Source organism: Vibrio maritimus, assembly GCF_021441885.1.
Lineage (GTDB): Bacteria > Pseudomonadota > Gammaproteobacteria > Enterobacterales > Vibrionaceae > Vibrio > Vibrio maritimus_B.
In genome coordinates, this window is record NZ_CP090439.1 from 1334655 (window position 1) to 1360951 (window position 26297).

The window sequence follows — 26297 nt, forward strand, 5'->3', positions numbered from 1 at the left end:
TCCAAGCTAGCCATTAAGAAAACACTGTTGTTCGCTTGTTCTTTATGTAGAACCAAGCACTGATAGCGATAAACAGAAACGCAAAGTAATAAACGAACGATGACAGAGAGGCAATGAAATCCACGTGTTGCTCAATTTGTTGTTCCGTGTAGTTTTGGGAAAGCAGTTTGTAGTAATAGGCGTAAAGCATGCCGATAAACCCATAGCCAAGATTAAACATGAGTCCCTTAAAACTAAGTACAGTGGCTCTGTTGTGCGATTCGGTCTTCTTGTTCAGGTGATAGCTGATGAAAATGTTCATCGTCATAGTGATGAAGATTAATGCTAGTGCGGGAATGACTCCGTAGATAGGCCAGCCCAGACTAAGGCAATAGTAGGTTGCGATTGTGGCAACTCCCATTGCTAGAATGAATCGTTTTGGTTCCATTTGTTCAGCCAGTCTACGACTCCTTCCTGCGAGTAGTATTTGAAACACACTGATTCCGGCGCCAATAAAGCCGATGTAGATAATGGGGATCTCAATCGCTCGATAATATTGACTGTTCATGGTGAGAAACATGCGCGAGGTATGCTCGAATAGGCTGTAGTAGAGCAAAATAAACAGAACGTAAGGGGTTGATAGCACCCACTTCCCAGTATTCATGGTTAGTTTAAGGCTCGCCATCGTTGTAGCGAGTTTTCCGCCTTCTGCCGTCTTCTCCTTTTTCTCTTCTTCCATACTAAATGCAGCATAGATAGCAATGAGAGCGACAATTAGAGTGGCGAAAACTGGAATACGCATGATGTCTTGTGTTGACTCTGGCCTGTTCATCCCAAGCGCTTCAAAAATCGGAGCCATAAAGTTCACATCGTACATCGCCGCACCAAGCAAGGTAACGACAATCCCTACGCTTGAGGCAATGCGAAGCTGCATTTGCAGAACTTGGGGCCAGACTTCTTCTTTACCTTGATCTTTGAGTGTGTCGTACGCGAGTGCTTCGTCGGCACCACTTGCCAATGACATAGCGAGCCCACTCAACACTCGATTAATCAAGAAAACCATGAACACTACGTTGGGGTTCTCTGTCGGAACCAAGGCTATCATGGCGATTTCAACAAACATCACGAGCGAGGAGAGCACGACGAGCTTTTTACGACCTAAGGTGTCCGCAAATGCGCCCGATGGCACTTCTGAAATGACAATGGTCGCCGCCCAAACGACATTGAGCATGGCAAACTGTGAGAGGGTAAGACCGTAATCCAAGTAGAGTAGTGTGAAAACTGGGTAGTAAAAGCGTGCAAAGTAACTGCTTCGGAACATTAAGAAACAGCGGACGTTGCGAACTTGCAGGATCTCTTTGACGGTCATAATGAATAGATACTTATTGTTATATAGGAATAGGTATAAACCTATTTGCTCGATAGGTAAAAGATTTCACTTCAATAATAGCTACATTAGAAAGATCAGTCATTTACTGCTATAGCTGATTGTATGGTCTGTTCGAAATTATCAGCTTTAGAGTGAATTATGGATCCAATAACACAGGGTGTTCTCGGCGCGTCTTTGTCGCAATCGGCGAGTAAAAAGCAAAACATAGTCATTGCTGGCGCTCTGGGGCTTCTTGCTGGTATGTCGCCTGATCTCGACGTTTTAATTCGCTCTTCAAGCGATCCTTTGCTGTTCTTGGAGTATCACCGCCAGTTTACCCACTCTCTACTTTTTATCCCCTTTGGCAGTGTTATTTGTGCCTTTGTTTTGTTCCACGTGTTTGCCAAACGTTTCGGCTTTTCATTCGCACAGACTTGGTTTTATTGCGCTCTAGGATACGGTACCCATGCGCTTTTGGATGCGTGCACCTCTTACGGTACTCAGCTTCTCTGGCCATTTAGCAATGATAGGTATGCGTGGCGGGTGGTGTCGGTTATCGATCCTATGTTTACCTTGCCTCTTTTACTGCTGGGGGTTATCGCAACATTAAAACGTAATCCGTGGTTCGCCAGAATCGCCATGATATGGGTGCTAGCTTATCCGCTTGTTGGAATGGTCCAAAGGGATCGTGCTGAGGTTGCGGGCTGGCAACTTGCCAAGGCGCGTCAACATCAGGTTGTTGAGCTGGAAGCCAAACCGAGTTTTGCCAATATCCTAGTGTGGAAGGTCGTTTATGAGACCGAGGATCGCTACTTTGCGGATGCGGTGCGAGTGGGGAGGACAGTGAAAACTTATCCGGGTGAGTCCATTAATAAACTGGTTATTAACAGAGATTTTCCTTGGTTAGACCCAAACTCGCAGCAAGCGAGAGACGTGGAGCGATTTCGTTGGTTCTCTCATGGTTACTTAGCTCAAGATCCCAATAACTCATCCCGAATTATGGACGTTAGATATTCGGTTGTACCTAACGAGTTTAAAGCGCTATGGAGTATTGAGCTGTCACCGACGGCTTCAACCGATGAACACGCCAATTACGTTACACACCGAGGCAGTACTTCGGAGTCGAGACAAGTATTTTATGACATGCTGTTTGATAGGTGAGTGTATTTTATCGGTCGGTGCGCTTGAGATAACGCTTGCCACATCTATTGCGCTCTCGGAACTGGAGATGTGCCAAGAGCGCAATAGTCTTAGTGAGCGGTTTTATTTACCATTCAGCTTAAGTGCTGAGAAGGTTACGCTGTTGTAATCGCCATTCTTCTTATCTGTCGCGAAGTCACCCGTACCTGCACAGCCTGGTCCCCAAACAGGGTGTTTCTCTTGGGTGCTACATTGACCATAAGCACCTGCCTTAAAGTAGAAATCATCTTCTGCATAGCCAGTTGGGAAGTCTTTCTCATCGATGCCTTTGCTTAGGTCGATTTCGTACTTCACGGTATCGTGTCGTGCAGTTTCGAACGTTAGATACATCATGGTGCCTTTCACTTCCACTTTGTAGCTGAACTCTTCTCCAAGCTTAATACCTGCTTTACCTGGCTCTGCTGGGTTTTCCCATGTGTTACCCCAAACAGGGTAAGCAATGTCAGCGCGATCAGGATCAGCTTTGGCTAGGTTGCGCTCATAGTTCCAGAAAACGGAACCATACTCGTGATCAGGAAACTTCTTGTAGAAAATCTTCAGCGGTTCGTTACCGTGGCCATAACCCGTTTTGGCTTCTATCAACTCGTTGTGTTTTTTAGCGTGAATCTGACCAACTACCACAGAGTGTGCAGGGTATTTTTCAGGGAATTTCGCATTCAAAGACACGTGATTGACTTTCAACGTTGCCTCAAGCGTCCCGCCCACGGCGCTGTAGCTTTCTGCATCAGGGTGGCTAGAGAGAGCCCACTGGTTTAGCTTGTCGTTGGTGAGAATGTTATCGAAGTTCGCGCCACGTGGCATTTGACGAAGTTCAGAACGCGCATTCTTTGAGTTCTTGGTGGTGATGGCTTTGTTGTGTACTTCAAAAACTAGGTTGCCATCTTTATCGAGATGGAAGAAGTCCTCATGAGAGTAGCTAAGCATAGCAACCCCCTCAATTTCATCGACCTTACCATCTTCATTAATGTCAGATGGGATCGTGATCTTCCAGTTTCGCATATCAAATTTATCGGCAGGGACGGGATAAGAAACACCATTATTGGCAACATCAGCCAGTGTGGTTAACGGCAAAGACAACAGGATAGATCCAGCAATGACAGTTAACTTTTTCATTTTCTACTTCCATTGTTATGTAATATTGTCTTACATAATATGACTGAGTAGTTGATTGGAAAGTAGCGATAAATTGATGTGTGTAGAGGATCACAGAACCGAATCAACGTTGTATTGAATATCGGCGTCAGTTAACAAATATTGTTCTCAGGCTAGTTTTTGTAAGGTGATAATCGAATTTGATTTCAGTCATAGTTTGGTCTGCTTTGAATGCTCTGTACTTTGAATAGCCGATAATCAAATAAAGACAAAGAAATATAACTTGTAAGACAAAAATTTGGCTGGGAGTTTCAATAAGGCTCTCTAAGAGCCAACATAAGTCTATCGTGGCGCGTAAGTGTATAGTCGCATGACTTCAAGTTTCGTCTGATTGTGGTTTAATGGCTGCTATTAAACGCCGAGAAAAAGCAGTAGGTGAGTCAGTATGGTTAGATTAACAATTTTAGATGGTGGCATGGGGCGAGAGCTAGAGCGTATTGGCGCGCCTTTTTCACAGCCTTTGTGGAGTGCGCAAGCTCTAATTGAAACCCCCCATTATGTTAAGCAAGCTCACCAAGCTTTTATTGATGCCGGTGCTGAGATCATCACGGTCAACAGTTACGCTTGTGTTCCGTTTCACCTCGGAGATGAGCTGTACGAAGAACAAGGCGCCTCACTCGCGGGTAAAGCAGCACGGTTGGCTCATGAAGTCGCATTGCAGAGCGAGCAAAAGGTGCAGGTAGCAGGTTCACTGCCACCTGTATTTGGTTCGTATCGCCCCGATCTATTTGAACCAGAGCGCGGGAAAGCAATAAGCATTGAACTGCTACACGCACAAGACGAGTATGTCGATTTGTGGTTGGCGGAGACAGTCGCAAGTATTGCTGAAGCGAAAATGTATGCTGAGCTCTTCAGTCTCACCGATAAACCTGCGTACATCTGTTTTACGCTACAGGATGAAGAGGATCAGCCTGCAACGCTACGTTCGGGAGAGTCTTTGAAAGACGCCATCGCCTTATTGGCAGATATTGACGCACAGGGTGTCTTTTTTAACTGCTCGATCCCAGAAGTGATTGAGCGAGCGATAGAAGTGGTCAATCAGGTTACCAACCAAGTGGGTAAGTCACTTGAAGTAGGTGTATTTGCTAATAGCTTTACGCCAATCAAGTCGGGTCATCAAGCCAATGCATCGATTCAAACTGTGAGGCATTTTTCTCCGCAAGAGTACTTGGTGTTCGCGAAACGCTGGCATGCCCTTGGCGCTTCTGTCATTGGTGGCTGTTGTGGCATTGAGCCGCGCCACATCGATGAGTTGACGAAATGGAAGCAGAGCTTAAATAAGGAGTAGGTCTACATGGAACGTGTTGGAAAAACGGCCTTAATCGTTGAAGGTGGCGCGATGAGAAGCGTCTTTTCATGCGGCGTGTTGGACCACTTTATGGCAATGGACTTTTCGCCTTTTGACAGCTTTTGGGGAGTATCGGCCGGTGCGAGTAACTTGGCTGCATACCTAGCTAAGATGCCACTAAGGAACAAGCGTATCTATCTTGATTACAGTTTGAGAAAAGAGTTTGTATCGCTCTCTCGTTTTATCCGAGGCGGCGACATGATTGACTTAGACTGGATGTGGGAGATTACGCTTAAAGAACTCGGTATCGATAAGCAAACTTTTGATAGCGATACACGCCCATTTTTTCTTGTTGTGACGAACAGTGCAACGGGTCAGCCGGAATACCTCACGCCGGACTCTGAGCTATTAGCGGAAACAATGAAGGCGAGTAGTGCGCTACCCATTCTTTATCGTCGAGGTGTAGAACTCGACAATGGTCATTTTGTTGATGGCGGTGTGTCTGACTCGATTCCTATCCAAGAGGCGATAAAACGTGGTGCTTCGAAGATCATGATCATACGAAGCCGAGATAAATCGTATAAAAAACCCAAGCCAAAACTAGGCGCTAGCTATCCTCTGTTTTTGAAAAAAACGCCGGCCCTTATTACCCCAATGCAGACGATTTATGAGCGCTATAATCAAACGCTTGAGCTTATCGAGCATCCTCCAGAAGGTGTTCAGATAGTGGAAGTTTGTCCGCCAGATGGGTTTTCGTTGAGTAGGCTAACACAGAGTAAGGGTGAACTAGCGAAAGCGTATGAGTTGGGCGTGGAAGCGGGTAAACATGCGATCACTGCCTGGGACAAGGAAAGCAAGTAAGTAGTGGTTGAAATTTCATCAATGCAGAATAAAAAATAGTAATCAAAGTTAGTAGCTAAACGCCGTAGGCTAGTCAAATCACGAATAAACTGACGAGCTTACGATGCTAGTACAACAACTGCGAACTGATATTTCCTATGCACTACACAAAAATTTCAAGGCTGGTGTTGCTCTTCAGTGCTTTGCATTATTCATTGCACTGAGTTACTTATATTGGCCGCAATCTCACCTCGTTTTTGACGTCATGTCTCAAACCAAAGCTAAATATGGCTGGGTCTATAGTGCAATAGCAACGGCATTATTCGGTGGGATTTTCCCTTTGCTGCTACTTAATGCATTGGGATATAAAAGTTCTCGTTTTGGCGCCGAATTGCTCTGTGTCGCTCTATTTTGGGCGTATAAAGGCATCGAAGTAGATCTGTTCTATCAATTGCAGTCTCACTGGTTTGGTGATGTGCTGAATGTTGGCACTGTGGTCACTAAAGTGGCAGTTGATCAATTTATTTACTCTGCATTTTGGTCAGTGCCAACTATCGCAATCTTGTACTTGTGGAAAGACCTTGGTTTCCCCAAACGCGGCTTTTGCCAGTACATCGATCGTGACTTTTGGTTTCGTCGAGTATTCGCCATGACCATTAGTAACTGGCTAATATGGATACCCGCAGTTAGCGTGATTTACATGATGCCGGTCGATCTACAGCTTCCTCTTTTTAACATAGTTCTACTGTTTTTTGGGCTGTTAGTGGCGGTATTGAGTAAGAATGAGCGTGAGATTTAAGACGCACCTTGAATACGAAATTGAGTAGGTGAGTTTTGACTGTCTGTAGAGCAATCCTCGTCACACCATTTACGAATCATAGATACGAGCTGCTTTTTCTCCGCAGGCTTCGGGATGTAGTCATCCATTAACTCATCGATCGATTGGCGGGCATCAGGTCCGCTTTCCCCAGAGAGGGAAATAATAGGCACAGAATGGTTGAACTTTCGAATTTCTTCGCAGGCTTCAAATCCGTTCATATTAGGCATTCGAATGTCCATGAAAATAAGATCAAAGGTAGTTTGCTTCGCCTTCTCAATGGCTTCTACCCCCGATGCTGCCAGATGCACATCGACACCTTCTAGAACTAGGTAGCTTTGTACTAAGAGTCGATTCACGTGAGTATCGTCAACAACGAGTACTTTCTTACCTGTTAGTGACACCTTTTTCTTGAGAGCGCCAGCTTCACAAGCTTTAACGAATGAACGCCAGAAACTGTGTTTACTAGAGACCGACAGTGCTGCATCAAACACATTGTCACTTGGGCTAAGCTCCTCATGAAAATATGAGCGGCAATACAATATGGGTAGTTCACTCCCGTGTGCAGTACTACGAACCGCGTTGGCTATTTCAGATGCTGCGGATGGTTCGCAGTCGGAAATCAGGACAAAATCGACTGCTGAGGCTTCGATTTGACCTGTCGCCTGATCGCTGTTTTGGCAGTAATGAACAGAAACGTCAAAGGCATCATCAAAATATGGGTCAAGAGGTCTCTGCTGTGCGGCGGGAGAGACGACTAGCGCACACTTGTTCGATAGGTGTGGTTGAAGATTAGAGCGCAGTTTCGTTTCAAACTCTGAATCATCTACTGAGGGAAAAGAGAGTTTAAATGTAGCGTAGACACCTTGTTGGGATGTGCAGCTTATGTTGCCTTTGAATGCCTCCATTACTCTCTTGCAATAGGCAAGTCCAAGACCCGTACCCGAGTCTTTACCATCGGTAAACAGGTCGTCAAAAAGGTGTGGCAGGTTTGACTCTGGAATACCAGGACCATAGTCGGTAACAAGCAAGGTGTTTGCGGTTTTTCCTCGGCTCAGCTTGATGTCTATTTTACTTTCTGGATACTGCTCAAAGTAATACGTCGCATTCTTAAGCAGGTTAAATATGACGAAGCTAAACAGCGTATCGTCTCCCCAAAACACAAAGTCTTCGAGGGTCAGACTGACGCGTTGCCTATTTTCCGGTTTATTGAAGCTGAAGTCGTTGATGGCTGAAATGGTTAACTCACTAGCAGAGTGCAAAGAGAAAAGCTCCGACTTAAGTGTATCGCCGCGTATCTCTGCCAACATAGCATCAATAAAGCGTGTTCCAGATAATACCGCTCGTTTACTCTCGTTAAGTGCTTGATGGAGTTCTTTGATCTCCTCTGAGCTCTGATTCCCCAAGTCGATGCTTTCTTTGCCAAGCACTTTGGTATCGATCTGGTCAAAGTGATATTTGAGCTTGCTGAATGGGTTACGTATTTCGTGGGCGATTGAACCCGCAATGATCTGGCTCTTACGTACTTTTTCTTCGGCGATGATCCAACGGCTAGCCTCGTTGAAAAGAGCATGCAGTCCGACCTCTTGGTCCGCAGTAATTAAAGGGTGCTGTTTAGACTGACGCGCAAGATAGAAGTGGGTAACCTCTTTGCGGCTTCCAAAGATGGGGAGGACCAAAGACACGTTGTTGGCGGAGATGAAACCGACGATCTCGGCAATCTTGTCCCGACCGCCCATATGGTTGTCGAGAATATACTCCAGTTCTTCCTTGATGATGATTCGCTCGCCTTTTGCGAAAAAGTCCAGAAGTAGGGCATCTTTGTCCGCCAGCACTTTTCTTATGTAGCCGCGCTTAACTCCTAATGTTTGATTGAGCTTATCAACCGCATCGTCGCACGAGAATCGAAACTCAGATTCAAGGCTAACTAATTGGTCAATGCTATTACCTGCTTTGCCGTAAAGGAATTGATTAAAGAACCAATAAACCTTCTTGAAGAGCTTTTGATAGAAAAGGCCAGTGATCACTATCCAGCAGAGTAGAGCGATGTTTTGATGACCACCGAAATCCGTGATTATGAGTGCAGGAGCTAAGAAGATGGCGATGTTAGTTAAAGAACTTACGCCGACCAGTGTGATGTATCGACCGCTATAGAATCGATTACACAGTAAAGCGTAACCAATTAATGTCATCTCGAAGACTGACAAGGTGGGGGCAACCCAGACCAGCGAAAAGTCGTCAAAGAAGTAGGGTATAAAGATCATCACAATCAAGGTAGAGACCATAAATAGGATGACACCACCCATCATGTAGCCAGATTTCAACTGTGTTAACCGAAGCTCGCTCTTCCATGCTCGCAGAAAGTTAATAAAAGTCAGGCAGATGATGAAAGGAGCGGTAAGGAAAAAGACCGTGTTGTAATCCCCGAAGCGGATTAAAAACTCGCCTGCTGCACGTGTCTCTACGCTAATGACAGTCATCCCAGGAATGATGTTCACGATAAGGGAGTGGAGCGACAGTCCCACCAAAAGTACTAACTGTAATCGAGATATTTTCCGGCTTTTAGACTTGGAGATGAGCTTACAGGAAAACCAATAAGCAGAGAGAATCGCAAAAGCACAAAAAATATTCGCGCCGATAGCCATGTACCAGGCAACATCACTGTCATAGTAGGTGAGCAAATCAGATTGAAAGTAAGCGTTAGCGAAGATCCAACATGCGATGAAAAAGGTGTACAGACAGTAAGGGAGGTAGACCGATTGATCTACTCCAAACTGGTTCTCTGCCATCTTATATGACATGTAAACTGTCCATATAAGTACACCAGTACCGATCAAGTACATGATCAGTGCTGGTGTATGGGACAGAGCGTATCCTAGAATTTCATGCATGATGCAAAAAGTGTCTTACTTCTTTTCCGTGCTGACAAAACCTTCTTATAGTACTGCTTATAGTTGCATTCTCCAATAGCTTTAACCATAGGTGCACTTAAAATTAAGCCCTTGTAGGTTTGTGGTGCGGTCGGATTAATTTGTTGATAAGTCATAGGGACATAACAATCGTTGAGTTCACTATATAAATTTACAGACTGAAAAAAATAGAGCAGCGCGGGTTGTTCGGTAATAACATACACTCCTTTTATGCCTACTTGCTTCATAAATATAGAGATATACTTAATTGTCAAAAATAAGATGTTATTGAGTTTACTGACTGGGGCTCCTATTGCCATTCTAATCAACTCACAACAGTCTCGTCCATGTTTTACGTTTTGAATAAAGGATTGATCTAGGCCTTTAGGGTTAGTTAGGTTAAGTTTATTGGCTAAGTTATCATTAAAAATACCTGAAAAGTCTAGTGCTTTTATATTTCTATCCTCCAGTGAAACAGTCCAATTATCGGATTGAAAAAATGGATTGAAAGCCAGCCAATCATTTTTTTCGCGCCAGCGTTGAATTTTTGCCGACGATACCAAGGTTTTGTGACCCTCGTCGTCTTGTTGGTACAATATAAAATGTTCACCTTTAGACGACAGCTCTAGTTCAGATAACATTTCATACCAATGCTGTTGCCTTACAAAGGTTTCAAGATTGATCAGAGTATTGGCACTTGATAGAGATAGTGACTCGTCTGCGAACTGAGTCCGAAAGCGTCTTTCATCATTTTCAATGTTCTGCACCAGCTCTGCCACGTACCCATCTTCTAATTCGCACCTTGCCAGTAGAACCGCCTGCTCAGATTGCTTGCTCCACTTCAGTAACACATTGTCTAGCAGTAAGGTGTATCGCTTATACTCTACCCAGAACTGCAACAACCCACCAAATAGTGAGAGTGATTGAAGTTCGATGTAGTGGTAGAAGTTGGGAACGCCAAAAAGCGTGGTGTCTTCGACCAGTGCCGACATAGTATCGGAGTTGTATTTTGCATCTAAATTTCCTTCGTAATTATATGAATTATCGAGATTATTTAACTGTTCCAATCGTTTACTGACAATTACCTCAAAAACTTTTCTATCGTTGTTGGCCACAATATAGTTGTGGACTTCCCTCAAAAATAAAGTTTTAACGTCTTCGGTTGATTTCAGATTGGTGGTATTTAGCGCTAGGGGTTGAGTGCTAGTAATATGGAACTCAGACATTTCTTTTCCTCTTTTGTGATTAACTAAAGAAATTGTATGCACTGAGTTGCGAAGATCTTTAGAGAAGAGTGAAATGTGTTGCTAAATATGTAACTTGGCGCGATGTCTGAGTTGTTGCTCGAATATCTTTGTTGAGTATGACTGCGGGATTAAATGAAAGTGTTAATAGAGAGCTAGCTCATTTCTATGTGAACTTTCTTTTTGTTAGAACTGACAATAAAAAGGCGAACCAAGTGGGTTCGCCTGTGAGTTTTTCAATCGTTTATTTATATCTCTATTACTAATGCTTGGTAAGGCTTAAGCATCATATTATGTAATGAACTCAAGGTATTAGAGTAATTATTAATAACGGTTGCTTTTACGCCGTATTCGTAAGTTCTCTCTAAGGTCTGGTTAGTAAAGTTAGCGATGGTGAGCAGTGATTTGTCACCAAATGTACGAATGTACGCGTAGACATCGCTGTCTTCAGGGTCGAGTAGTGTGTGGTTCCCATACACAATAACATCGCCATACTCCTCGCTTTTTCGCAGGGCAATAAGTTGGCGGTAGTGATGGTAGATAGACGTTTCGTCGTTGACGGCTTGCTGTGCATTAATATCGACGTAATTGTCATTGACGGGAAGCCAAGGTGTACCGGTCGTAAAGCCGGCGTGTTTTGTGTCATCCCATTGCACAGGAACACGAGCATGGTCTCGAGAGAAGTCGTTGAGAAAGGCGATGGCGTCTTCGTCGGACACGCCGCGCTCCATCATTTTCTGATAATGGAACTTCGCCATAAGATCGTTAAACTCTTCAATATCATTGAAGTGTTTATTGGTCATGCCTATCTCTTCACCCTGGTAGATATAAGGGGTGCCGCTCATCATATGAAGCACGGTACCAAGCATCTTGGCGCTGATGACTCGATATTCGGCACAATCAGAACCATAGCGAGATACGGTTCTCGGTTGATCGTGATTACTCCAATAGAGACTGTTCCAGCCTTTTTGGTAGAGGTCGTCTTGCCAGCGCGACATGATTTCTTTGTACTGAACTAAATCGAAATCTTTCTTGACGGCGTTGTGTTCTTCTCGGTCGATGCTGACGTGCTCGAACTGGAAGATCATGCTAATTTCATTACGGTCAGGGTGAGAGTAGTAACGCCCGTCAAGCGTTGTGGTGAAAGGTGTCTCGCCAACAGTGAGCACATCATAATGCTTAAGCACTTTGTCATGCATCTCTCGAAGATATTGGTGTACGAGTAGGTTATTTGACCAATGCTCCCATCCTGCAACACCTGAATCAAAAATCGTTGCATCTGGGTAGTCTGAAGGTTTACCTATCATGTTGATGACGTCCATTCTAAACCCACCCAAGCCTTTTTTAAGCCAGAAGTGCATCATATCGTAGACGGCTTCCCTTACTTCTGGGTTCGCCCAGTTTAAATCTGGTTGCTTATTGCTAAACAGGTGTAGGTAATATTGCCCTGTGTTTTCATCGAGCGTCCATGCTTTGGGCTTAAAGAACGATTCCCAATTGTTAGGCTCGCTGCCATCCTCTTTTGGATCTTTCCAGATGTACCAGTCACGTTTGGGGTTGTCTTTACTACTTCTGGATTCGATAAACCATGGATGTTCATCTGAGGTGTGATTGACGACTAAATCCATGACTATCTTGATGCCACGCTGATCGGCTTCTTTCAAGAGCCTCTCCATGTCTGCCATGGTCCCAAATTCTGGGGCGATCTCTTGATATCCAGAAATATCATAGCCGTTGTCATCCATTGGTGACTTGTAGACTGGACTTAGCCAAATTACGTTGACGCCTAATCCTTTGATGTAGTCAAGCTTCTTAATAATACCTGGGATATCGCCAATCCCATCGCCATTAGAGTCATTAAAACTTCTAGGATAAATCTGATAAACCACGGCGTCGTGCCACCAACGTTGCTCTAGTTGTTCCGTGCTCATGGAAGTGTTCTCCTTAGCAAGTGAGGTAAGTTCTAACTGCTGCTGCGAATAATGAGTTCCGATTCCAGCTGAATAGATTCGTAGGGTAGTTGGCCAAGCGCCATCTGCGCGGCGATTTGACCTTTTTTGGCAATAGGTTGCTGAATGGTTGTCAGTTCGGCTTCGGCAGACTTGGGAATGCCGTCGAAGCCTACGATTCGAGTATTAACGTTGAGCTCTTTTGCCACTGATAGCGCGGCAAGAGCGATCTTGTCACTCATACAGAGCAACACATCGACTTCTCTAGGAGCGGTGAGCGCGCCTCTTAGCATGGTCTTGAGCGTGGCTTCTTCAAGGTCGTGGATCTGCCAAACGTTCTCATTCGACAATGTGATGCCGTTTTCTTCGAGCGCTTGTTTGTAGCCATTAAAGCGACAACGTGAGACGGATTCTTCACTGGAATACAAATTGTCGAGATTTGCCAACGAGAGCGAGGTAGATGGCTCAAGTCTTAGACCTAATATGAACACATTGTCGTCGCTGCCGTGGATCGCGTGCATCGCGATATCGTAGCTAGCTTTGTGGTTATCAATGTTAATGGACGGGATATCGGGTAGTGAAAAATCGACGGCGACCACGGGCTTATGTTGTCTTAATATCAAATCGATAATGTTTGAGTCGACAGGCTTTCCATAGACGATGAAGCTATCTGGGATCGTCTCTACCTGGGTGTTTTGATAGTTTTCTCTGCTCGGAGGAAGCAACAGCATGTTTACGTGTGCTTCATCTAGGGTTTTGGAGACGCCGGCCAAAAACTCTGTGGCGACAGGGTCTGTGAAGTTGTATGCCAAGTTGTCTGCCAGCAAGACCCCAATGACACCTGTTTTACCTGTCCGAAGACTCCGCGCTGTGATGCTTGGTCCGGTATAACCGAGTTTTTCGCACTCAAGAAGAATGCTTTCTCGCAGCGCCTTAGACAGCTGGCTAGGGCGATTGAAAGCATTGGAGACCGTAGCCGTTGAAACCCCCAAATGGGCGGCGACAGTTTTTAGAGTCGGCTTCTTACGCTGCATAGCAACCCCTGATTGTCCCTAAATTGAACCAAGAATAGCGAGTGATATTGACTAATTCTAAAACGATTAAGTAAGAATGAAAATGCGACTTTTCGAGGTGGAGTGAATAGTTTGATCTTTGTCATCTTGTTGAAAATAGAGCGACATAAAACATGATCGACGACACAAGAACTGGTTAGAAAGTGGTCTAAGTGTCAATAAGGATTTATGGTAGGTAATATTGGCTTAACCGATTAAGTTATTTTGTTGTGCACGCTACCAATCCGAAAGCCAAGGACTGAAGAGACAAATAAAAAGTATCTAAATACATGGAGTCTTGCTGATGAAAACCTCCCTACTTGCTAGTGCGATAGCACTTACGATTTCTACCTCCTCTGCGTTTGCTGCTGATCTCAAGTACACACCTGGCGAAGATGCTCGCTTTAACTGGCAGAGCTACGAAGAGCTCAAAAAGACGGATCTAAAAGGTGAAACTGTCACCATTTTTGGACCTTGGTTAACCGAAGATAAAGAACTTGTTGAAAGCGTCATTGCGTATTTTGAGGCGGCGACGGGAGCAACAGTGAACTACTCTGGCTCTGACTCTTTTGAGCAACAAATAGCCATTGACGTCCAAGCGGGTAGTGCGCCGAATATCGCTATTTTCCCTCAACCAGGTCTTGCTGCTGATCTTGCTTCGAAAGGCTTTCTAACGCCACTGGATCCTAAGATGGGTGAGTGGATTAACGATAACTATGCTGCGGGTTCTTCTTGGGTTGATTTAGGTACGTTTGCAGACAAAGACGGAAAAGATCACTTATATGGATTCTTCTACAAAGTCGACTTGAAGTCTCTGGTTTGGTATGTGCCTGAAAACTTTGAAGATGTCGGGTATGAAGTGCCTGAAACGATGGAAGAGCTAAAAGCGCTGACAGAACAAATCGTTAAAGATGGCGAGACACCTTGGTGTGTAGGGCTCGGTTCAGGCGGTGCAACTGGATGGCCAGCAACAGACTGGGTGGAAGATATGATGCTCCGCACCCAATCACCTTCCGATTACGACAAGTGGACCACGAACGAGCTTAAGTTCAACGATCCTAAAGTTGTTGGTGCGATTGAAGAGTTCGGATGGTTTGTAAGAAACGACAAGTTCGTCGATGGCGGTGCACGCGCAGTCGCTGCGACTGACTTCCGTGATTCGCCTAAGGGTCTGTTTACGTCACCTGCGAAATGTTACCTACATCGCCAAGCCTCGTTTATTCCAAGTTTCTTCCCTGAAGGTACAGAGCTAGGGACTGATGTCGATTTCTTCTACTTCCCCGCTTACGAATCAAAAGATCTCGGTAAGCCAGTACTTGGTGCAGGTACTATGTGGAGTATCACTAAAGACTCCGAAGCGGCGCGTGCTTTCATGGCTTTCCTACAATCGCCAATTGCTCACGAAATCTGGATGGCTCAATCTGGGTTCTTAACACCGCATAAAGGCGTCAACATCGACGCATACGGCAATGATACCCTCAAGAAACAGGGTGAGATCTTGCTAGATGCTACAACGTTCCGCTTTGATGGCTCTGATTTGATGCCTGGTAAGATCGGCGCGGGTGCATTTTGGACTGGTATGGTGGATTACAGTGGCGGTAAATCCGCTCAAGACGTTGCCAACGACATCCAAAAAACATGGGATGCACTTAAGTAATAAGGCATAGTCAGGTGAAACCGATAGATGCAGTTTTTAGTGTGTCTATCGGTGTTCACATTTCACACCTTTGTTAGGCATCAATAAAGCGAGGTAGTGATGGAACAGCTTTATTCCTCTCTATTTATCATGGTGTTAGGCGTAGCGAGTTGCGTCGTGTACTTTTTCGGCAGTAACTTCTTGCTCACCGTTATTTTCCCTACCAGAAACGTATCCAACCAGACGATGGCGAAGAACCTAAGACGCGCAGCCGCGATTCGTCCTTGGTTGTTCTTGGGTCCAGCGCTTGCGTTTTTAACTCTGTATCTTATCTATCCTGTCTTCGAATCTTTGTATTTGTCATTACACGACCGAAATGGCGACAAGTTTGTCGGAATGGGTAACTATACCTGGCTATTTAAGGATCCTGAGTTTAGAGAGTCTCTGTTCAACAATCTGTTGTGGTTGCTGGTGGTTCCAGCTGCGTCGACGTTTTTCGGCTTGGTTATCGCTGCATTAACTGACCGAGTGAGTTGGGGAAATATTGCTAAGAGCTTGGTCTTCATGCCTATGGCGATCTCTTTTATTGGTGCGTCGATCATTTGGAAGTTTGTGTACGACTATCGTGCGCCGGGTTCAGAGCAGATAGGGATATTGAATGCTATCGTCGAGGCATTTGGTGGCACAGCTCAAGCTTGGATAACCATCCCATTTTGGAATAACTTCTTTTTGATGGTCATTCTTATCTGGATTCAAACCGGTTTCGCAATGGTGATTCTAGCGGCAGCACTTCGAGGTATTCCAGAAGAAACGGTGGAAGCGGCTGTCCTTGACGGCGCGAATGGTGTTCAGATTTTCTTTAAGATCTTAATCCCACAAATATGGGGCACGATAGCTGTGGTCTGGACCACGATTACTATTCTTGTGCTTAAGGTGTTCGATATCGTCCTTGCGATGACTAACGGTCAGTGGAGCACTCAGGTGCTCGCCAACATGATGTTTGACTGGATGTTTAGAGGAGGCGGTGACTTCGGCCGTGGCGCTGCGATTGCTGTCATCATTATGATTGCAGTGATTCCAGTTATGGTCTGGAACATGCGCCAAGCGAGCGCACAAATGGAGGACAGATAATGACAAGTAAAGCTGTTGCTCCTACACCGACTGAACCAGATAACGCCAGATTTAGCTTGAGTAAGCTTCGCCGCTCGCCGCTAACTATATTGGTTCATTTATCTGTGCTTCTTATCGTGATTCTGTGGACGCTCCCTACCGCAGGCCTACTTATTTCATCATTTAGAGACAAAGATCAGTTGGCTTTGTCGGGCTGGTGGACGTCCTTAACTGCATCCGAGCAAAACCTCGTCGCACGGACAGACAACCCAGATACGCAGGTTCAAGAGGGCGATGTCTATGTGCTGTCTGGACAATTATTGGTGGATGGCAGCCCAACAGAGATCATGGCATTTGGTTTTTCATCTCGAGAGCCGACTAAGTTCATGCCAGATGATGTTGCACAAATGCGTAAAGATGGAACGCTCACTGTTACCGAAGACGGTCACTATAAAATGACATCGCCTGAGCCTTTTACTGGCAAGCGCGGAAAGCGAATCTTCTATACCGCAGTGGTGCCTCCTAAGTTCGGGTTGGATAACTATCGTGAAGTATTAACTGCTGAAGGGATAGGGCGCTCATTTATCAACTCGCTGACGGTGACTATTCCTGCCACCATCATTCCAATTCTTATTGCAGCTTACGCTGCGTATGCCTTGTCGTGGATGAAAATGCCAGGGCGCAATTTATTGATCGCACTCGTTGTTGGTTTGCTTGTCGTGCCATTGCAGATGTCGTTGATCCCGCTGCTGCGTTTGTATAACGATATCGGTGCATTCTTTGGTGTTGGGGCGAAAACCTACATTGGGATTTGGTTAGCGCATACGGGGTTTGGTCTTCCGCTCGCGATTTATCTATTGCGCAATTATATCTCTAGCTTACCACGTGAAATCATCGAATCAGCAAAAGTCGATGGCGCGACAGACTTTGAGGTCTTTATGCGCATCGTACTGCCTTTGTCGTTCCCCGCGTTAGCGTCATTCGCTATTTTCCAGTTCTTATGGGTATGGAATGACTTACTTGTGGCGACCGTGTTCTTGGGGACAGGTGAAGAGCATATGGTTCTAACGGCGAGATTGCGTGAACTATTGGGGTCTCGCGGTGGTAACTGGGAAATCTTAACTGCATCGGCGTTCGTCTCTATTGCTGTGCCGCTATGTGTGTTCTTTGTGCTGCAACGATATTTAGTTCGTGGACTACTTTCTGGTTCTGTTAAATAAGCAGTTCCTGATTCAACGATGTGACTGATTTTAAGATGAGATTAGTGAAATGACAGGATTATCTTTAACAAACGTTAAAAAATCATACGGTGAAACTCAGGTACTGCAAGGGATTGACCTCGAAATCAGTCAAGGAGAGTTTATCGTATTTGTAGGCCCGTCAGGCTGCGGTAAATCGACATTACTTCGCATGATTGCTGGGCTTGAAGAGATTACCTCCGGTGAGGTGTGTATTGAAGGCGCGAGAGTCAATGAGTTACCCGCTGCAATGCGTGGTATTGCGATGGTATTCCAAACCTACGCGCTATACCCCCATATGACGGTGTATGACAATATGGCGTTTGCGATGCGAATCGCTAAAGAGTCAAAAGAGGCGATACATGATCGCGTGATGGAAGCTGCGCGAATGCTACAACTTGAGCCATACCTAGATCGTTTACCTAAGGCACTTTCGGGTGGCCAACGTCAGCGCGTGGCCATTGGTCGCGCGATTGTACGTCAGCCGAAGGTGTTCCTTTTTGATGAACCATTATCTAACCTAGACGCCGCGCTGCGTGTTCAAACTCGTATTGAAATCGCCAACTTAAAAGAGGCGCTAACTGAAACGACGATGATCTACGTGACGCACGATCAGGTCGAAGCGATGACACTGGCCGATCGCATCGTCGTGCTCTCTGCTGGGCGTATTGAGCAAGTTGGCACGCCACTAGAGCTGTATACCGACCCTGCAAACGTCTTTGTCGCGCAGTTCATTGGCTCTCCAGCAATGAACATTAGTCAGGCCAGGATGGAAAAAGCCGGGGACAAGTCATTAGTGACGGCAGAAAGTGGCCTTAATATCGAAGTGCCAGTGCAGTCGGAAGAGTCCCTAACGGGCTCGAAACTGCAACTTGGTATTCGACCTGAAGACTTTTTGGTGGCAGAGCCAGCCGACGCATTGATGTCTGGGAAGGTGCTGTTTGTGGAATCATTAGGAGAAGTCACTCTGCTTCACATTCGAGTAGAAGGGCATGAAGAAGCCGTGGTAGCAAAGCTGCCGGGTATTTTGGACTTTCATAAGGGAGAAGAAATTTACCTGAGAGCGGACCCAGAGAAGATTCATTTGTTCAATGAAGATGGCATTTCGCTCAAACACTTATAATCAGAATATGAACAGTTCCAAAAGCTCTCGCATCGTCGGGAGCTTTTGGGTTTACACCCCTCGATTTCAATATTGCTAACATCTTTGCGGCAAATAGCATAAGATACACGCCCTTTACCCAGCACTGAGCCATTTTTTGTAATGACAGATACTACAACGCAAGCGACATTTGCCAGCCTTGGTCTCATTCCAACCCTAGTCGAAAGGCTAGAAGCTTTGGAATATAGCCAGCCAACGCCAATTCAATCACACACTATCCCTCAAGCACTTGAAGGGCGAGATATCGTAGGTGGTGCTAATACTGGCTCTGGTAAGACTGCTGCGTTTGCGTTGCCGATTCTTCAGAAAATCTGTCAACAAGAGACATCTGCGAATCGTCGTGGTAACTATGTATCTCATCTGATATTGGTTCCAACTCGTGAGTTGGCCTCACAGGTCGCTTACAACGTGAAATCTTACTCTTATCACTTAAGAGATAAGATCAAAACGGTTGCGGTGTTTGGTGGCGTTTCAGTTAACCCTCAGATGCTAGCACTTCGCGGTGGCGCAGACGTTATCGTCGCAACACCGGGTCGCCTACTGGATTTGGTTTCAAGTAATGCCGTTAAGTTGGACCAAGTGAAAACGCTTGTCCTAGATGAAGCAGACCGCATGTTGAGCCTTGGTTTTACCGAGGAGCTCAACAAGATCCTGGCACTACTGCCAGAGAAAAAGCAAACACTGCTGTTTTCTGCCACGTTCCCTGAAAAAGTGACGAGCCTTGCTACAGGTTTGTTGAATGATCCCGTTGAAGTGCAACTTCAAAGTGCAGAAGCCAGTACCTTGGTTCAGCGCGTATTCAGCGTTAACAAAGGTCAGAAGACTGCGGTACTTGCGCACCTCATTAAAGAGCATCAGTGGCGACAAACTCTGATTTTTGTTAACGCTAAGAATGCTTGTAATCATTTGGCTCAAAAGCTGTCAAAACGCGGTATTACGGCGGAAGTATTCCATGGTGATAAAGGGCAGGGTGCTCGTACTCGCGTGCTGGAAGGCTTTAAATCTGGTGAGATTCAAGTGTTGATCGCGACTGATATCGCCGCACGTGGTCTAGATATAGAAAAACTGCCAGTCGTGATTAACTTCGATCTTCCACGCAGTCCTGCTGACTATATGCACCGAATCGGTCGTAGTGGCCGCGCGGGCGAAGTTGGTCTGGGCTTATCGCTTATTGATTACGATGATTACCACCACTTCAAGGTGATTGAGAAGAAAAACAAGTTCCAGCTAGAGCGCGAGCAAGTTAGGGGCTTTGAAGTAGAAGACGATCAAAGTGAGGCCTACTTTGCTCCAATGAAGCCACGTGCAAAACCCGCTGGCACTGGCAAAAAGAAGAAAAAGCGCAGTCAATAAAGTTAGTTTGGTGGGGAGTAGCGAAATCGGTTTCTGAACCACCACTGTAATTAAAAATTATAAAGCCTTACTTGAAGCATCAAGTAAGGCTTTTTTGTATTTCTGTATCCAGAATAGCGTTATCGGCGTGGTGGACGTCCACGAGATGAACGCTTCTTAAATGCTGTAGCCGCTTTCGCCTGTGATTTAAGAATCGACTCAACAGTGAGCGCCATTGGCTCTTTTGGTTCAAGGCCGTGCGGGAAGGTACGTGCTCTTGGTGGAATGTTGTATTCTTCTGCGCTTGCTCTTGGCATGCGTTTAAAGCGATAGAGATAAAAGTTCTCTAACTTCTCTCTCGCCCATTCGGTTTTCTTTAGGTACTTCACGCTACTAGCAATCGATGGCTTAGTATTAAAGCAGTTGAAGCGCATGGCGGTATCGAGAATGTCCCAGCCGTAAAAGTCGACTAACTCTTGCAACATGGTTTCTAGTTTTAACCCATGCAGTGGGTTGTTCTGTTGCAGCTCGATTCTTTCTTCGTCAGTCATCATTTCAGGGTCTCACTCATTCTAAGACGGAGTTAAGCAAAGTATGTAGTGCATGTGCTTCTATAGCAATGTCACGTCAATTTTAAATGGCTAAACCGCTTTCACTTTTAATCGGTTTTTGTTGTCGCGATTGGCAATAACTTGTTGGTGGTCATCAATGGCTCCGATCGTCTTAGCCAAGCGATCATATAGAACCACGTTGACCGTCGCTGCAAGGTTCATACAGCCATTTGTTGGTACGTAAACGACGTGATGGGCTTTATTTACGAGCTCCTGTGGCAGAGAGCCATCTTCAGGTCCAAATACATACAGGGCTTTCTGAGGGTGCTTAAAGCGAGGCAGGGAGCTCGCGCCTACAGCGAACTCTACACACACGATTTGAACATCATCAGCCAGCTCTGCTGTAAGATCTTCTTTTTCCACCAAGGCAATACGCTCTTGAATGTTTTGCGTATCGGTTTGAAACCTTACGGCTCGGCTATAACGTGTGCCGTTGTAGCGAACTTCATCTGCGTTATAACATCCAGCTGCACGCATAACGGCACCTACATTAGTTGGGCTCTTTGGATTGTGCAGGCCAATAGTGACCGTGGATTCTGTTGCCATTGCTGTTTTCAACTTAATTTGCATGGTGGTTGGAGGGACTTCCTCGAGAAGGGGCGGATTATGGCTCTAATAAGAGTAAAGTACTAGAGCCAAAGCCTATTATTTTTGCTAGCAGGTTACATCACGCAGACATTCTTAATGTTCGCAGCGCATACAGTCAATAAAGACTTCCATTGCTGGTGTTAAACACTTTCCAGCATGGTAACCACACAAAGGCGTGATCATTTGCGGAGTGTCGGTAAACGGTAGCTCTTGCAAGCTACCTTCTTGTAGCTCTTTTTCAACGGTAAAGCGGGGTAGGTAAGAGATGCCTATATTACTCTCGACACAGTTTTTAATCGTGTTGATGCTGCTGAGCTCAATCATGTTATCGATGCTGATGTTGCGCTCTTGGATGATGCTCTCGAAGCTATGTCGGAACAGACATTTAGCGCCATTACTGATGAAGCCTGAGTCGATGTGCTGACCATCTTGCTGTAAATCCATACCTTGCAATAGTGGGGATGCAACGAGCACCAAGGGCTCTTGCTTAAACTCATGAACCTTGAGCGATTCATCATTGCCTACACGATAAAACACCCCTAAATCTGCTTTATCGGCCATCAAATCATCGCGAATTTGATAGCAGTTTTGTGACTGCAGCGAGAGTCTGACTTTAGGTGCACGGATCCGAAACTCCTTTAATACATTTGCCATTTTATAGGCGAGTTGAGTCTCAGCGATAAGCACTTTCAGTTCGCCGGTCGGTTCAGAGCTCTCTTGCTGAGCAGTACCTTCGATGTTTTCCATCACACGAGTCAGCTCATAAACATGGGGAAGGATCTTCTCTCCAGCCTGAGTGAGGACCATTTTGCGCCCAATTTTCTCGAATAATTGCAGCGACAGATCTTGCTCCAACTGTTTGATTTGAAAGGTCACAGTCGACTGTGTGCAATAGAGTTTCTGCGAAGCTTTAAGAAACGAACCCTCTTCAACGATGGTTTTGAATGTGAGAAAACGTTTTAGGTTCATCACCCAACTCCCAACATAATAGTTTCAATTATTAAAACTCTAAGTTTGAATATATTCAATTTTTTAATTTATTTATGGCGAGTATAGTGCAGAAAAAACAGGAGAGATAGAGATGAGTGCCATCTATACCGCCTTTTTCACCTACGTCATCATTACCTCGATAACGCCAGGCCCCAATAACATTTTGTCGCTGAGCGTCGCCACTCAATATGGATTAAAACGCGCAGCAAAGGTCATTTCGGGCATGTTCTGTGGTTACATTGTTCTGATGTTGCTTTGTGGTGTGTTCACCTACCATATGATTAACCTCCTGCCAGCCATTACTCCTTGGTTAACATGGATAGGCGCAGCGTATATCATCTGGTTGGCATGGGGGATAGCCACGAGTGAGGTGAAAACCGCATCGGAAGAGTCTGAGGGCATCACAGCCTTAGCGGGCTTTGGTTTACAGTTCGTGAATGTGAAAATCATTCTATATGGAATCACATCCATCTCGACTTTCGTACTGCCATACACTCAAAACATCTACTGGATATTTGCAGCGAGCCTATTGCTGGCGCTTATCGCGTTGGTCAGTAACCTAGTTTGGGCGTTTGCGGGTAAGCTGCTTCAAACACAGTTTCAGAAATATGGTAGAGCGATCAACGTGATCTTGGCGACGACGTTGCTTTATTGTGCGACACAGTTGTTTGTTTGAAATGCTTGATGCAAGACAGGTAGAAAAAAGCCTCTACAATCTCGCAGAGGCTTTGGTTAGTAATAGTAATTCGAACAGAGTATCCCTCTATAGGCTTGAGTACTGCTCGCATCCTTCTTTATTTGTATCAAGCACTAAAGTACCTTCGACATCATACCAAGCTTGCCCAATCAGAAATGCTGCTGCACCAGACTCAATTACAACGTCATTCAACGCAACAGCACACGGGTTTTGCTCGATCGCTTTATCCATTGCCTCTTTTACGTTCGGTATACCGATTGGGAAAAGAATTATTGGTGTTGCATCTGAGCCCTCTACGCGCTCACCTTCAACGAACCCTGTAGAATTCATGTTAACGTTCTTTGAACTTGCAACAGTCATATCTGCAATGCGTTGGGAGCAGCCCGACAATGTTAATGCTGATACAGCGGCGATCATTAATACTAGTTTTTTCATTCTGATATTCTCGATAAGTTTTGTTTTTAAGGGAGCTTGGCTCCGAAGTCTTTTGTGAGATTAACTATCTCCTCATTTGGCTGGCAATTTAATGGTATGGCATTCTGTTTACAAGTGTTTTATTGGTTTTTTTTTGTTCGCTTTATGTAACTTATTAATTTTTTTAAGTTATCGCTAAGAGAGCACTACGAGGGTAAGAGTTGGAAAACTGGTTTAAAACAGTTTAAGAAAAGCTACAATAGTGTAACTGCAGTCTAATAGCGTCAGATACTCATTCATCTAGAGCCCAAAAGAAGCCACATATGTCCAACAACCAAGAATTCACCGCAGAATACACCCTCAACAAAGCTTTTTTCGCTGAGTGTTACGATCAAACCAGTACTCCAACGGAGTTCCCGAAATCATACTACAAAGCTGCACTGTTTCTTCTCTTTGGCTCAGTGTTGGTTAAGTTTGAGTTACTGCCTAACGGCTATTTGGGTTGGTTCTTTATTGTTTTGAGTTTTGTCGAAGCTTTAAGCGTTTATTTTAAAAGAGGCTGGTGGGTGTGGCGTCAGAACATTGGTTCGAGTGCCGGCAGTAAAGTGGAGCTCAAGGTTGATGGCAAAGGTGTGACGTATAAGAGTGGTAAGGTTAATAACACCATAGCATGGAGTGATATCGACCAGTTGCAACAAAGTGATTTGGGATTCATTATTCACATAGGTAAACAGCGTCAGTATGTCAGCAAATCTTGCTTAAGTGATGAAATGATTGCGTTTATGGCCGAACAACACGCCGAAGCAAAGACGAACTAGTTTGTGCATGAAGAGCATTAAGATGATGAAGCGAACCCTGAGTGGTTCGCTTTTTCAATTCTGTCACTGAGACTGTCAACTCGTTGGTAACTTCCAGATTTGGTTCCATCTAAATATGTAAAGCTAATACTAGTAGCTTTGGTCTACGACTAATGTCTAACTCTTTGAGGCTATTTGTTTTTTTTCGTTTGGTATAAGGTACTAGCAACTGTATACCAAGGGTTTCATAACGAAGAATCCATCAGATCTTTGTTGCAGAAAGTAGTTAGAAACTACTCGCTAAACCTTTGTGCAGTGAACCAATAACGTTTGCTGGAACAACACACCATAGAGTGTGAACGAAAGGAATCACAATGAGCAGCACTTTAGAAGCCGTACATGCAGGAACAGAAAATCCTCAAGTCAATCAAGATGAACTCACTTATGAACAACAACATAAACCAAGTTCAGAATTTTCTTCCCGAGAACAGTATTTAGAGCATGAGTTACAAATCATGGCGCCGAAACGCTGGCGCCCCAATTTGCCATTTAAAGATTATCGATTTGAGCTAGAAGATACCATTCCAGCTATGGCGGCTACGATTGGTAAGGTTGTAATGGTAGGGGCCATCGCAGCCACGTTTGCCGGGGCTTTAGGATTGAATGAAGGCTTTGTCTTAGAGAACGTGCGTTATGAATTACTCATAGCCTCTGTGTTCATTATTCTTTTCTCTGGTTTTTTATTGCCGACAGCTAACCTTGCTGGAACACACGGTCCTTTGATCCCTTTAATTCCAATTGTTGTGGCCGCTGGTGGGCACCCAATGGCTTTTGGGTTGCTGATTGGTGCTTTTGGTTTACTACTCGCAATCAGTAAAGGCGGCAGTATGCTGGCAAACCTGACTAGTAAGGGGGTCTGTGGTGGGCTGTTGCTTTACCTTGGCTTTGTTGGAACCGCATCTCAAGTTAAAAAGCTATTCGCTTGGGCTGACGGAATAGGCATGAGCCACATTGCCTTTGTCGTGATCTTTTGCACCATTATTCTATACGCTTTATTGGAGCATTTTCGTAAGCGCTGGCTAGCGGTGCCTCTCAGTTGCTTGCTAGGTGGTACGCTAGCTTTTGCTATGGGTGCGCCGTTCTCTTTTCAAACCGAGCCAGGTTTACCCAATATGAACCCTATGTATTGGTGGGGGGAAGATACTGGCTGGATGCTTGGCTTACCTACTATCGAACACTTCATGGTGGTACTGCCGTTTGCTATTTTGGCTGTGGCTATGTGGTCGCCGGACTTTTTAGGCCATCAAGTATTTCAAAAAATCAGTTATCCAGAACGTACCGAAAAAGTACACATGAACATCGACGATACCATGACGACGGCTTCAATTCGTCAAACGTTCGGTTCGCTACTTGGTGGTACTAATTTCACTTCCTCGTGGGGTACTTATATCGTACCGGCGGCGATTGCTAAACGTCCTATTCCGGCTGGCGCTTTGTTGACGGCACTGTTTTGTATCATCGCTGCCGTTTGGGGCTACCCGATGGATCTCGCGATATGGCAGCCCGTTCTTTGTGTGGCGCTGATTGTTGGGGTATTTGTACCCTTGCTAGAAGCCGGAATGGAAATGACGCGCGAGGGTAAGACCACACAGTCAGCAGCGATCGTTGTGTTTTCTTCAGTGCTCGTTAACCCCGCGTTTGGCTGGTCTCTGACCATGCTCTTGGATAATCTGGGCCTAGTCGGTTGTAAAGAACGCAGCGGTGAACTGAGCAAAATGAGCCGCTGGGTATTGCCTGGAATTATGTTTGTTGTGCTGAGTACCGTGATGGCGTTGGTTGGTCTGTTGCCTGGGATTCCGGCTATCATCCCGAGTTTTCGTTAACCTAGCGGTGGCGGTTATATTGTTGAATCTGTAATAACTA

The 26297-nt window shown here is 45.2% G+C and carries 22 protein-coding genes; 12 read left to right on the forward strand and 10 right to left on the reverse strand.

Annotation, left to right across the window (positions count from 1 at the left end; translation table 11 throughout):
- Positions 1-13 precede the first annotated feature (13 nt).
- Positions 14-1348, reverse strand: a complete 1335-nt coding sequence (locus LY387_RS22430; RefSeq protein ID WP_234496407.1) for an MFS transporter — start codon at positions 1346-1348, stop codon at positions 14-16.
- A 159-nt stretch (positions 1349-1507) separates the two neighbouring features.
- Between LY387_RS22430 and LY387_RS22435 the strand changes: the two genes are divergently transcribed.
- A complete protein-coding gene (locus LY387_RS22435) occupies positions 1508-2509 on the forward strand; it encodes a metal-dependent hydrolase (protein ID WP_234496408.1) in 1002 nt (333 codons plus the stop codon).
- 102 nt (positions 2510-2611) lie between these two features.
- On the opposite strand, the gene LY387_RS22440 is transcribed toward LY387_RS22435, so the two are convergent.
- Entirely contained in the window at positions 2612-3661 is a 1050-nt protein-coding gene (locus LY387_RS22440; protein ID WP_234496409.1) for a polysaccharide lyase family 7 protein, read from the reverse strand.
- A gap of 424 nt (positions 3662-4085) precedes the next feature.
- Between LY387_RS22440 and LY387_RS22445 the strand changes: the two genes are divergently transcribed.
- From LY387_RS22445 to LY387_RS22455, 3 genes are all read left to right on the forward strand, one after another.
- Positions 4086-4988, forward strand: a complete 903-nt coding sequence (locus LY387_RS22445) for a homocysteine S-methyltransferase family protein (protein ID WP_234496410.1) — start codon at positions 4086-4088, stop codon at positions 4986-4988.
- A gap of 6 nt (positions 4989-4994) precedes the next feature.
- A complete protein-coding gene (locus LY387_RS22450; protein WP_234496411.1) occupies positions 4995-5849 on the forward strand; it encodes a patatin-like phospholipase family protein in 855 nt (284 codons plus the stop codon).
- Positions 5850-5952: 103 nt separating this feature from the next.
- Entirely contained in the window at positions 5953-6627 is a 675-nt protein-coding gene (locus tag LY387_RS22455) for a hypothetical protein (protein ID WP_234496412.1), read from the forward strand.
- Here LY387_RS22455 and LY387_RS22460 read toward each other — a convergent pair.
- The 4 genes from LY387_RS22460 to LY387_RS22475 form a co-directional block, all read right to left on the reverse strand.
- Complete coding sequence (locus LY387_RS22460) at positions 6624-9446, reverse strand: response regulator (protein WP_234496413.1); 2823 nt, start codon at positions 9444-9446, stop codon at positions 6624-6626. The genes LY387_RS22455 and LY387_RS22460 overlap by 4 nt on opposite strands.
- A 74-nt stretch (positions 9447-9520) precedes the next feature.
- Positions 9521-10780, reverse strand: a complete 1260-nt coding sequence (locus LY387_RS22465; RefSeq protein ID WP_234496414.1) for an acyl-homoserine-lactone synthase — start codon at positions 10778-10780, stop codon at positions 9521-9523.
- A 266-nt stretch (positions 10781-11046) separates the two neighbouring features.
- Positions 11047-12729 carry a glycoside hydrolase family 13 protein gene (locus LY387_RS22470; protein ID WP_234496415.1) on the reverse strand — a complete coding sequence of 561 codons (1683 nt, stop codon included), beginning with the start codon at positions 12727-12729 and terminating at the stop codon, positions 11047-11049.
- A 32-nt stretch (positions 12730-12761) separates the two neighbouring features.
- Positions 12762-13781 carry a LacI family DNA-binding transcriptional regulator gene (locus LY387_RS22475; protein WP_234496416.1) on the reverse strand — a complete coding sequence of 340 codons (1020 nt, stop codon included), beginning with the start codon at positions 13779-13781 and terminating at the stop codon, positions 12762-12764.
- A 322-nt stretch (positions 13782-14103) separates the two neighbouring features.
- Between LY387_RS22475 and LY387_RS22480 the strand changes: the two genes are divergently transcribed.
- The 5 genes from LY387_RS22480 (at position 14104) to LY387_RS22500 (ending at position 20298) form a co-directional block, all read left to right on the forward strand.
- Positions 14104-15456 carry an ABC transporter substrate-binding protein gene (locus LY387_RS22480; protein WP_234496417.1) on the forward strand — a complete coding sequence of 451 codons (1353 nt, stop codon included), beginning with the start codon at positions 14104-14106 and terminating at the stop codon, positions 15454-15456.
- Positions 15457-15555: 99 nt separating this feature from the next.
- Complete coding sequence (locus LY387_RS22485) at positions 15556-16566, forward strand: carbohydrate ABC transporter permease (RefSeq protein WP_234496418.1); 1011 nt, start codon at positions 15556-15558, stop codon at positions 16564-16566.
- Positions 16566-17765, forward strand: coding sequence for a carbohydrate ABC transporter permease (locus LY387_RS22490; RefSeq protein WP_234496419.1), 1200 nt, complete (start codon positions 16566-16568; stop codon positions 17763-17765). Before LY387_RS22485 ends, LY387_RS22490 begins: the two co-directional genes overlap by 1 nt.
- A gap of 49 nt (positions 17766-17814) precedes the next feature.
- On the forward strand, positions 17815-18906 hold the full coding sequence (locus LY387_RS22495) for an ABC transporter ATP-binding protein (protein WP_234496420.1): 1092 nt from the start codon (positions 17815-17817) through the stop codon (positions 18904-18906).
- A 141-nt stretch (positions 18907-19047) separates the two neighbouring features.
- Positions 19048-20298, forward strand: coding sequence for a DEAD/DEAH box helicase (locus LY387_RS22500; RefSeq protein WP_234496421.1), 1251 nt, complete (start codon positions 19048-19050; stop codon positions 20296-20298).
- A 119-nt stretch (positions 20299-20417) separates the two neighbouring features.
- On the opposite strand, the gene LY387_RS22505 is transcribed toward LY387_RS22500, so the two are convergent.
- The 3 genes from LY387_RS22505 to LY387_RS22515 all read right to left on the reverse strand — a co-directional run bounded on the left by LY387_RS22505 (position 20418) and on the right by LY387_RS22515 (position 22445).
- Positions 20418-20831, reverse strand: coding sequence for a VF530 family DNA-binding protein (locus LY387_RS22505; RefSeq protein ID WP_042470053.1), 414 nt, complete (start codon positions 20829-20831; stop codon positions 20418-20420).
- A gap of 87 nt (positions 20832-20918) precedes the next feature.
- Positions 20919-21434, reverse strand: a complete 516-nt coding sequence (locus LY387_RS22510) for an RNA methyltransferase (protein WP_234496422.1) — start codon at positions 21432-21434, stop codon at positions 20919-20921.
- A gap of 135 nt (positions 21435-21569) precedes the next feature.
- A complete protein-coding gene (locus LY387_RS22515; RefSeq protein WP_234496423.1) occupies positions 21570-22445 on the reverse strand; it encodes a LysR family transcriptional regulator in 876 nt (291 codons plus the stop codon).
- Positions 22446-22557: 112 nt separating this feature from the next.
- Here LY387_RS22515 and eamB point away from each other — a divergent pair, with 112 nt between their 5' ends.
- Positions 22558-23142, forward strand: a complete 585-nt coding sequence (gene eamB / locus LY387_RS22520) for a cysteine/O-acetylserine transporter (RefSeq protein ID WP_234496424.1) — start codon at positions 22558-22560, stop codon at positions 23140-23142.
- An 87-nt stretch (positions 23143-23229) separates the two neighbouring features.
- On the opposite strand, the gene LY387_RS22525 is transcribed toward eamB, so the two are convergent.
- A complete protein-coding gene (locus LY387_RS22525) occupies positions 23230-23598 on the reverse strand; it encodes a hypothetical protein (RefSeq protein ID WP_234496425.1) in 369 nt (122 codons plus the stop codon).
- A gap of 302 nt (positions 23599-23900) precedes the next feature.
- Between LY387_RS22525 and LY387_RS22530 the strand changes: the two genes are divergently transcribed.
- Entirely contained in the window at positions 23901-24395 is a 495-nt protein-coding gene (locus LY387_RS22530) for a YcxB family protein (RefSeq protein WP_234496426.1), read from the forward strand.
- Between the two features lie 353 nt (positions 24396-24748).
- Entirely contained in the window at positions 24749-26257 is a 1509-nt protein-coding gene (locus tag LY387_RS22535; protein ID WP_234496427.1) for a DUF3360 domain-containing protein, read from the forward strand.
- Positions 26258-26297: the final 40 nt, after the last annotated feature.

What these genes read in the sequence shown, in the direction of transcription:
- LY387_RS22510 (WP_234496422.1), bottom strand. Translation starts at nt 21,434, where the DNA reads ATGGCAACAGAATCCACGGTCACTATTGGCCTGCACAATCCAAAGAGC.
- LY387_RS22525 (WP_234496425.1), bottom strand. Translation starts at nt 23,598, where the DNA reads ATGAAAAAACTAGTATTAATGATCGCCGCTGTATCAGCATTAACATTG.
- LY387_RS22495 (WP_234496420.1), top strand. Translation starts at nt 17,815, where the DNA reads ATGACAGGATTATCTTTAACAAACGTTAAAAAATCATACGGTGAAACT.
- LY387_RS22535 (WP_234496427.1), top strand. Translation starts at nt 24,749, where the DNA reads ATGAGCAGCACTTTAGAAGCCGTACATGCAGGAACAGAAAATCCTCAA.
- eamB (WP_234496424.1), top strand. Translation starts at nt 22,558, where the DNA reads ATGAGTGCCATCTATACCGCCTTTTTCACCTACGTCATCATTACCTCG.
- LY387_RS22530 (WP_234496426.1), top strand. Translation starts at nt 23,901, where the DNA reads ATGTCCAACAACCAAGAATTCACCGCAGAATACACCCTCAACAAAGCT.
- LY387_RS22440 (WP_234496409.1), bottom strand. Translation starts at nt 3,661, where the DNA reads ATGAAAAAGTTAACTGTCATTGCTGGATCTATCCTGTTGTCTTTGCCG.
- LY387_RS22470 (WP_234496415.1), bottom strand. Translation starts at nt 12,729, where the DNA reads ATGAGCACGGAACAACTAGAGCAACGTTGGTGGCACGACGCCGTGGTT.
- LY387_RS22475 (WP_234496416.1), bottom strand. Translation starts at nt 13,781, where the DNA reads ATGCAGCGTAAGAAGCCGACTCTAAAAACTGTCGCCGCCCATTTGGGG.
- LY387_RS22435 (WP_234496408.1), top strand. Translation starts at nt 1,508, where the DNA reads ATGGATCCAATAACACAGGGTGTTCTCGGCGCGTCTTTGTCGCAATCG.
- LY387_RS22450 (WP_234496411.1), top strand. Translation starts at nt 4,995, where the DNA reads ATGGAACGTGTTGGAAAAACGGCCTTAATCGTTGAAGGTGGCGCGATG.
- LY387_RS22490 (WP_234496419.1), top strand. Translation starts at nt 16,566, where the DNA reads ATGACAAGTAAAGCTGTTGCTCCTACACCGACTGAACCAGATAACGCC.
- LY387_RS22430 (WP_234496407.1), bottom strand. Translation starts at nt 1,348, where the DNA reads ATGACCGTCAAAGAGATCCTGCAAGTTCGCAACGTCCGCTGTTTCTTA.
- LY387_RS22460 (WP_234496413.1), bottom strand. Translation starts at nt 9,446, where the DNA reads ATGTCATATAAGATGGCAGAGAACCAGTTTGGAGTAGATCAATCGGTC.
- LY387_RS22480 (WP_234496417.1), top strand. Translation starts at nt 14,104, where the DNA reads ATGAAAACCTCCCTACTTGCTAGTGCGATAGCACTTACGATTTCTACC.
- LY387_RS22515 (WP_234496423.1), bottom strand. Translation starts at nt 22,445, where the DNA reads ATGAACCTAAAACGTTTTCTCACATTCAAAACCATCGTTGAAGAGGGT.
- LY387_RS22465 (WP_234496414.1), bottom strand. Translation starts at nt 10,780, where the DNA reads ATGTCTGAGTTCCATATTACTAGCACTCAACCCCTAGCGCTAAATACC.
- LY387_RS22445 (WP_234496410.1), top strand. Translation starts at nt 4,086, where the DNA reads ATGGTTAGATTAACAATTTTAGATGGTGGCATGGGGCGAGAGCTAGAG.
- LY387_RS22485 (WP_234496418.1), top strand. Translation starts at nt 15,556, where the DNA reads ATGGAACAGCTTTATTCCTCTCTATTTATCATGGTGTTAGGCGTAGCG.
- LY387_RS22505 (WP_042470053.1), bottom strand. Translation starts at nt 20,831, where the DNA reads ATGATGACTGACGAAGAAAGAATCGAGCTGCAACAGAACAACCCACTG.
- LY387_RS22455 (WP_234496412.1), top strand. Translation starts at nt 5,953, where the DNA reads ATGCTAGTACAACAACTGCGAACTGATATTTCCTATGCACTACACAAA.
- LY387_RS22500 (WP_234496421.1), top strand. Translation starts at nt 19,048, where the DNA reads ATGACAGATACTACAACGCAAGCGACATTTGCCAGCCTTGGTCTCATT.